The 7,202-nt window shown below is 63.6% G+C and carries 10 protein-coding genes; 1 reads left to right on the forward strand and 9 read right to left on the reverse strand.

Annotated features, from left to right (window positions below; genetic code table 11):
* From ENZ74_RS15670 to ENZ74_RS15705, 8 genes are all read right to left on the reverse strand, one after another.
* Positions 1-451: amidase family protein (locus tag ENZ74_RS15670; RefSeq protein WP_245470962.1), on the reverse strand; the 451-nt coding region annotated here is incomplete at its 3' end.
* A 1-nt stretch (position 452) separates the two neighbouring features.
* Positions 453-1,358 (reverse strand): ribokinase, encoded by a 906-nt coding sequence (locus tag ENZ74_RS15675; protein WP_063169004.1) that lies wholly within the window; start codon positions 1,356-1,358, stop codon positions 453-455.
* Positions 1,359-1,511: 153 nt separating this feature from the next.
* Positions 1,512-1,994, reverse strand: a complete 483-nt coding sequence (locus ENZ74_RS15680) for a hypothetical protein (protein WP_027161333.1) — start codon at positions 1,992-1,994, stop codon at positions 1,512-1,514.
* The gene (locus tag ENZ74_RS15685) at positions 1,969-2,481 is read right to left on the reverse strand and encodes a hypothetical protein (protein WP_027161334.1); all 513 of its coding nucleotides are present in this window, start codon (positions 2,479-2,481) and stop codon (positions 1,969-1,971) included. Before ENZ74_RS15685 ends, ENZ74_RS15680 begins: the two co-directional genes overlap by 26 nt.
* Positions 2,448-2,840, reverse strand: a complete 393-nt coding sequence (locus tag ENZ74_RS15690) for a hypothetical protein (protein ID WP_027161335.1) — start codon at positions 2,838-2,840, stop codon at positions 2,448-2,450. Before ENZ74_RS15690 ends, ENZ74_RS15685 begins: the two co-directional genes overlap by 34 nt.
* A 19-nt stretch (positions 2,841-2,859) precedes the next feature.
* A complete protein-coding gene (locus ENZ74_RS15695) occupies positions 2,860-3,330 on the reverse strand; it encodes a hypothetical protein (RefSeq protein ID WP_027161336.1) in 471 nt (156 codons plus the stop codon).
* Between the two features lie 221 nt (positions 3,331-3,551).
* Positions 3,552-4,427: a bifunctional helix-turn-helix domain-containing protein/methylated-DNA--[protein]-cysteine S-methyltransferase gene (locus ENZ74_RS15700; RefSeq protein WP_024502817.1), complete on the reverse strand. Its 876-nt coding sequence runs from the start codon at positions 4,425-4,427 to the stop codon at positions 3,552-3,554.
* 124 nt (positions 4,428-4,551) lie between these two features.
* Entirely contained in the window at positions 4,552-5,046 is a 495-nt protein-coding gene (locus ENZ74_RS15705; RefSeq protein ID WP_063169003.1) for a DUF2244 domain-containing protein, read from the reverse strand.
* A 22-nt stretch (positions 5,047-5,068) separates the two neighbouring features.
* On the opposite strand from ENZ74_RS15705, the gene nth reads away from it, so the two are divergent.
* Positions 5,069-5,893 (forward strand): endonuclease III, encoded by an 825-nt coding sequence (gene nth, locus ENZ74_RS15710; RefSeq protein ID WP_063169002.1) that lies wholly within the window; start codon positions 5,069-5,071, stop codon positions 5,891-5,893.
* Position 5,894: 1 nt separating this feature from the next.
* Here nth and ENZ74_RS15715 read toward each other — a convergent pair.
* A partial coding sequence (locus ENZ74_RS15715; protein WP_127312856.1) for a tripartite tricarboxylate transporter permease occupies positions 5,895-7,202 on the reverse strand: 1,308 nt, incomplete at its 5' end.

Consider the following 7,202-nt stretch of genomic DNA (forward strand, 5'->3'; position numbering starts at 1 on the left):
ACACGGCGTTGTAGTGGTTGGAACCAAGCCCGAATTCGGGGACGTTGGTCTTGCCGATGATAATGGCGCCGGCATTGCGGATGCGCTCGACGAAGAAATCGTCCTCCTGCGGCACGAAATCGGCGAAGATCGGCGAGCCGAAAGAGGTCCTGAGGCCCGTGGTCGAGGCGAGGTCCTTGATGGCCATCGGCAGGCCGAAGAGCGGGTTGGTTTTGGCTCGCGTTGGGCTGGCATCGGCCGCATCGGCTTCGCGCAGGATATCGGCGCGATCGCGCAAGGAGACGATGGCGTTGACCAGCGGATTGACCGCCTCGATGCGGTCGAGGAATGCCGCCACCACCTCGCGCACGCAAAGCTCCCTCTCCCGGATCGCGCCGGCGAGTTCGACTGCGGACAGGCGGCAGATGTCGCCTGCCGGTGGCACGGCATGTTTTGTTTGAGGACGCAGCATTTTAATGGGTTTCCTGCAGCGCCTGATCGACGTCTTTGGCGAGCGGGATCGCCGGTTGGGCGCCAGGTTTCAGGCAGGCCAGCGAGCCGGCCGCGCCGGCGCGCGCCAGCGCCTGTTCGAGCGTGAGGCCCGACGACAGGCTGGCGGCGAAATAGCCGCAGAACGTATCGCCGGCGCCGACCGTGTCGACGGGGACGATCTTGCGCGCAGCAACGGCCAGGAACTCGGTCGGTGTCGCCGCCATCACGCCATCGCCGCCGAGCGTGACGACGACGGTGCGGCCGGTCTTTCCGGCAAAGTCGCGCATGCGCACCGCCCGATCGCGGCCTTGCAGCGACAGCGCTTCGCCATACAGGTCGAACTCGGTTTCGTTGGCGACGACATAGTCGGCCTTGCCGAGAAAGCCGGCTGCTTGCGCCTGGAAAGGTGCTGTGTTGAGCACCGTGATGGCGCCGGCCGCCCTTGCCTGGTCGAGGGCGGCATCGACGGTGGCCAGCGGAATCTCATTTTGCAGCAGCACGACGTCGCCTTTTTTCAGAAAGGCCTTGGAGAGATCGCCGGGCACCACGGAAGCGTTGGCGCCCGGCACCACGGCGATGATGTTCTCGCCGTCGTCGGCGACCATGATCAGTGCCGTGCCGGTCGAGGCGTGAGTCTCGGCAACGCCGGACAGGTCGACCTTGCCGTCGCGCAGCAATGCCAGTGCCTCGGCGGCGAAGCTGTCCCTGCCGACGGCGCCGACCATGCGCACCGAGGCGCCGGCGCGTGCGGCGGCCAGGGCCTGGTTGGCGCCCTTGCCCCCGGGCGCGGTGGTGAAGGCCGAGCCGCCCACCGTCTCGCCGGGGCTCGGCAAGCGGTCGACCTTGGCGATAAGGTCGAGGTTGATCGAGCCGATGACGATAATCAAGCAGGGCCTCCTGGCAACGCAAATTCAAAATGCCGGAGCGTCTTCGTGCGTCCGGGCGAACGCAGATCGTTCCGATTGCGTGGAAGCTAACCTGTAAGGCCGCAGCTTGCCAGACCACGCGCATGGTCCAGCCCGATTTGAGTTGTCGCGGCCTTATTCGCAGCGCACGGTGACCGTGCCCTGATAGTTGCCGGCGGGAAAGATACCGCTCGACTTGGTGGCGGTGAGGTCGACCTGCATCGCGTGGGTGCCGTTGGCAACCCTCTGCGGCACACTTCCGTTGACATCGGCCCCCGAGCCATCGAGGCGGAAGACCGAAGCGAACGTCACGTTGGTGCCACCGCCGCTCGGCGCGGACGAGAATGCGGCAGGCGCCGGCGCCGAAACCGAATAGCAGTCAAGCAGGTTGAGTATTGAGCATAACAGGGAGCTTGCCACCACGGTGGCGCTGGCGCTCGATCCGCCTGCCTGTTTGGAGCCCAGTATGCTGATGGCGGGACTGGCCTTCATCGTTCCGGACGCCCCGACCATGATGGTGCAGGTGCCGATGATCGCCGCCTGCATCGGAAGGCAGGAACCGGCAAGTGCCGCCATCGCAAACAGCGCGCGGCTACTGCTTCTTCTTTTTCTTGCCATCGCCATTTCCGGTTCTGATGCTCCAGCCTTCGTTGGCCCACCCCGGTGATGCGGTCGCGGGAGCGGTGGCGGCAATACTCGCCGTCTGGCCGTCGGTGCCGAGGCCCATTTTGAGGAGCTTCAGCTCCAGCTGAAGGCGCTCGACCTCAAGCTCGTAGAGACGGCTGCAATCGACGCGCTTGGGCGTACGCCCGATGGGGATCACCACGCGGCCGTAAGTGGCGACATCATTGTCGGACTGGCTGTTGCCTCTGATGACGCCGAGATCGACATAGGCGCCGGAGCCGGAGACGGCGGAACGGCAAGTGGTGCCATCCGCGGCATGGACCTCGTCCTGGCCCTGGGGCAAGGTGACGCCGGGCAGGTTGAAGCCGCTTTCGTTCTGGTTGAGGTTGTAGACGTCCTCGGCCCCGGCCGGCGAGGCACCCGCCCAAACAGCCGCGAGCGCCAGTGTCAGGACTTGCGGCGCCCAAAAAACTTTCCGCATATCTGTGCCCTTATCTGCGTCTGTTGATTGGGAAAGGGGATGCTTTCGGTACAGATACGCACTTTACGCTCGGCAGCGCCGCCGAAAGGCACAACCACAAGGACAGAACGGGAGGCCTGGGAGGCCAGTTGGAAGACATTTGGAGAGACCCTGGCATCTACCGGCTGGAAATCCTGATCGTAGACGTGAATTTCGACCCGGATGTTGCGGTCGTAGGGATTGGCGGGGAAGACGCGAACCGCAAAGACGTCGGTGAAGCTGTTGATCTCGCCACGCATCGGCGACATCGACTGAGCCTTGGCGGCAACGGGCGCCAATCCGACGGCCAACGCCGTCGCCAGGATTCGAGCATGTTTCACGACCCCTCCTTCGCTCGCGTCATTCGCAGCGCAGCGTTACCGTTGCCTGATAATTGCCGTTGGCGAAGCGATTGCTGCCGCCCTTGGTTCCGGCAAGGTGAACCGAGACGAGATCTGCGCCGGGGGTGGTGATGCTGGTTGTCGAGCCGGTCTCGACGATGGAATGCGCGCCGGCGGCGGAGTAGGTGGGTGTCCAGGTCGTCGACGTGCTGTCGGCGGATGGCACCGTCATGGTGGTGACCGGGTCGACGCTCAGCGACACACCTCCGGTCGTCGTCAGCGTCACGGTTCCAGCCGAGCCGCCGCTGTTGTGGGAGCTCAGGGACTGGAGATCGGGACTGGCCGTCATCGTACCGTTGGTGGCAACGACCAGCGTGCAGGTGGGCGCGATCGTGCCGTTGAAGATGACATTCTGCGTCGTGGCCAACGCGGCCTCGTCGACGCTGGCAACCAGCAGAGCTGCGCCGCAGGCGGCGCGAAACAATGTCATCGAGACCTCCTATCAAGCCGGATCGTCCGGATTAATATGAGAGCATCATCACTTTATCGTGGTTAATTTAGAGTTACCTAAAATAACGCCTCAAAAATAACAACTACAGGAACCGGAGGTTGCCCTCGGTTGCAAAAGCGGAACCACAGCGTAAATAGCGCTTATACTTGATAGCGCCGATAGAACCATGTTTTTCTTCGCAATATCGAGAAAAATCGATATTACGATACCTGCCCGGCTTCCCAACCCAGAATGGCGCGCTTGCGGGTCAGGCCCCAATGATAACCGGTGAGGTCGCCTGATTTGCCGATGGCGCGGTGACAAGGCACCACGAAAGAGAGCGGATTGGCGCCGTTGGCCGCACCGACCGCACGGCTGGCGGACGGTGCGCCGATGCTGGCCGCAATCGAGGAATAGGTGCGGGCCTTGCCCATCGGGATCTTGAGCAGCGCCTCCCAGACGCGAACCTGGAAGTCGGTGCCGATCATGACGACATGCAGCGGCTGGTCGGGGCGCCACAGCGTCGGGTCGAAGATACGGGCGGCATAGGGGCCGGTGGCAGTCATGTCCTCGACGTAGATGGCGTTCGGCCAGCGGCTGGACATGTCGGCGAAGGCGGCGCGTTCCTCGCCGGGGTCGCTGAAGGCGAGGCCGGCGAGCCCGCGCTCGGTGGCCATGATCAGGGCGGTGCCGAACGGCGAGGAATGGAAGCCGTAGCGAATGGTGAGCCCGGCGCCGCGTGTCTTGTAGTCGCCCGGCGACATCGCCTCGTGCGTGACGAACAGGTCATGCAGCCGGCCGGGGCCGGACATGCCCAGTTCGAATGAGGTCTCGAGCAGAGGCATGCCGGAATCGAGCAGCCTGCGCGCATGGTCCAGTGTCACCGCCTGCAGGAAGGCCTTGGGCGACAGGCCGGCCCAGCGGGTGAAGAGTTTTTGCAGGCCGGTCGGCGTCTCGCCGACCTCCTCGGCCAGCTCTTCGAGGGAAGGCTGATCGCGATAGTCGAGACTGATCTTCTCGATGGCACGGCGCACGATCTCATAATCGCTGCCCTCAGGCGTGATGTCCTTTTTGAGGACTGCGGTGTGTGTGCTCATGGAACTGTCTCCTTGAGCCGGAATATCGCCCCTCGGGGCGTCGATCGCCACCCGAAACTTGCCTTCTTGCGGCGCATACCCGGATAGGCACCGGATTCGAGCCCAGGAATCGCTCGCGGCTGCCTCAGCGTGTCTTGGCGGGCGCCAGCGCGCGCGAAAAGGCGGTGGCAAAACTCTCGCGGGAATCGGGGTCCAGGAACGATCCGATCGGCACGTTCTGGCCTTCACCTTGCACCGTCATGCCTGTGATGCCGATCTCGGCGTGACGGGCCACCGAAAACCGCGCCCAGAACGGATTGAAGCGATGCGCTTCCGATTTCCCCGAGGGGGCTGTCTTGCGGATGTCGAGGCTGGTGCGCGAAACCGAGACTTCTTCGCGTGCGCGAGCGGCACGATAGTTGATGCGAAAGGCGATGTAGACGGCGGCCACGTCGAGGCCGAAGAAGCCGAACACCGGCCAGGCGCCGCGCGACAGGAAAAACGCGCCTGTCACCAGCCAGCCGAACAGCAGCGCGCCCATCAGGACGAAGAAGCCTGTCCGGCCCAGAGACCGGTGCGGGGTCAGTAGCGCCTGAAAGAATGGCTCGTCGGCCTGAAACGAGGCGTTTGTGTCGCTCATGAGGGGATATTATAGGAGGGAAATGGCAAGCCCCAAGTCCAAAGATTCTTCCCTGTCCAAAAAAGAGCCGTTGCCCGCACGACGCGATGGTTCGAACGCAAAGCCGCGCCCGCGGCCGGCGCGAAGCGCGTTACGCTACAGCCCGGCCGAAGTGAAAGAGATATTCCGGCGCTTTTCCGTCCAGCGGCCCGAGCCGAAGGGCGAGCTCGAACATGTCAACGCCTTCACGCTGCTGGTCGCGGTGGTGCTGTCGGCGCAAGCGACGGATGTAGGCGTCAACAAGGCGACGCGGGCGCTGTTCAGGGCCGCCGATACGCCGCACAAGATGCTGGCGCTGGGGGAAGCAAGGGTCGGCGAATATATCCGCACCATCGGGCTGTGGCGCAACAAGGCGAAGAATTTGATTGCGCTGTCGCAGGCGCTGATCCGCGACCATGGCGGCGAGGTACCCGATAATCGAGATGAATTGGTCAAGCTGCCCGGGGTCGGGCGCAAGACCGCCAATGTCGTGCTCAACATGGCCTTCGGCCAGCACACGATGGCGGTCGACACGCACATTCTTCGCATAGGCAACCGGCTCGGATTAGCGCCCGGCAAGACGCCGGAACAGGTCGAGCAGGGATTGTTGAAGATCATTCCGGACGAATATATGCGCCATGCACATCACTGGCTGATCCTGCATGGCCGCTACGTCTGCAAGGCGCGCAAGCCGGATTGCCCGGCCTGCGTCATCGCCGACATCTGCAAGGCCGAGGTCAAGACGACCGATGTGCCGGCACCGCTGGTGCCGATCGCACCGCTCGACCCGGTCGAAGAGGTTCAGGACCGAGGCGGAACGGCGGCGTAATTCAACTCTCCTCCACAAACACCTCTTCGCGCTTTTTCTTGACCGCCGGCAGGAAGACGACGGCGAGCACGGCGAGCGCTATGAGCAGCAGGCCGGCGCTGATCGGTCTGGTCACGAAGGTGCTCGGGTCGCCGCGCGAGAGAATCATGGCGCGGCGCAGATTTTCCTCGAGCAGCGGGCCGAGCACGAAGCCGAGCAGCAGCGGTGCCGGTTCGCAGCGCAGCTTGGTCAGGAGGTAGCCGAGGAAGCCGAAGAAGGCGACGGCGTAGAGATCATAGACGTTGCTGTTGACGCTGTAGACGCCGATCGAGCAGAACGCCATGATGATCGGGAAAAGCACGTAATAGGGGATCGTCAGCAGCTTCACCCAAAGCCCGATCAGCGGCAGGTTGAGGATGATCAGCATCAGATTGCCGATCCACATCGAGGCGATGATGCCCCAGAACAGCGCCGGCTGTTCGGTCGCGACATTGGGGCCGGGCACGATGCCCTGGATGATCATGGCGCCGATCATCAGCGCCATGACAGGGTTGGCCGGAATGCCCAGCGTCAGCATCGGGATGAAGGAAGTCTGCGCACCGGCATTGTTTGCCGATTCCGGTCCGGCGACGCCTTCGATGGCGCCCTTGCCGAACTCCTTCGGGTTTTTCGAGACGCGTTTTTCGACCGTGTAGGAGGCAAAGGCTGCCAGGATCGCGCCGCCTCCCGGCAGGATGCCGAGCGCTGAACCGATGATCGTTCCGCGCACGATGGGCGCTGCCATGCGCCGAAAGTCCTCGCGGGTCGGCATAAGGCCGGTGACCTTGCGGATCATCACGGAGCGCTCATCCTCGTTTTCGAGGTTGCGCAGGATCTCGGCGATGCCAAAGACACCGACCGCCACCGCAACGAAATTCAACCCGTCGGCATATTCCCGGATTCCAAGCGTGAAGCGCGGCGTGCCGGTGTAAATGTCGGTGCCGACAACGCCGAGCAGCAGGCCGAGCACGACCATGGCCAGCGCCTTGACGATCGAGCCGTGGGCGAGCGCGACGGACGAAACCAGGCCGACGATCATCAGCGAAAAATACTCGGCCGCGCCGAATTTCAGCGCGATCGCCGTCAGCGGCGGGGCAAAGATGGCGACGAGGAACGTCGAAACGGTGCCGGCAAAGAACGAGCCGATGGCCGCGATCGCGAGGGCCGCCCCGGCGCGGCCGTTCCTGGCCATCTGGTAGCCGTCGATCGCGGTGACGGCGGACGAGGATTCGCCGGGCATGTTGATGAGAATGGCGGTGGTCGAGCCGCCATATTGCGCACCGTAATAGAT

Origin of the sequence: Mesorhizobium sp. M7A.F.Ca.CA.002.15.2.1, assembly GCF_003998715.1 — a bacterium.
GTDB classification, from domain to species: domain Bacteria; phylum Pseudomonadota; class Alphaproteobacteria; order Rhizobiales; family Rhizobiaceae; genus Mesorhizobium; species Mesorhizobium ciceri.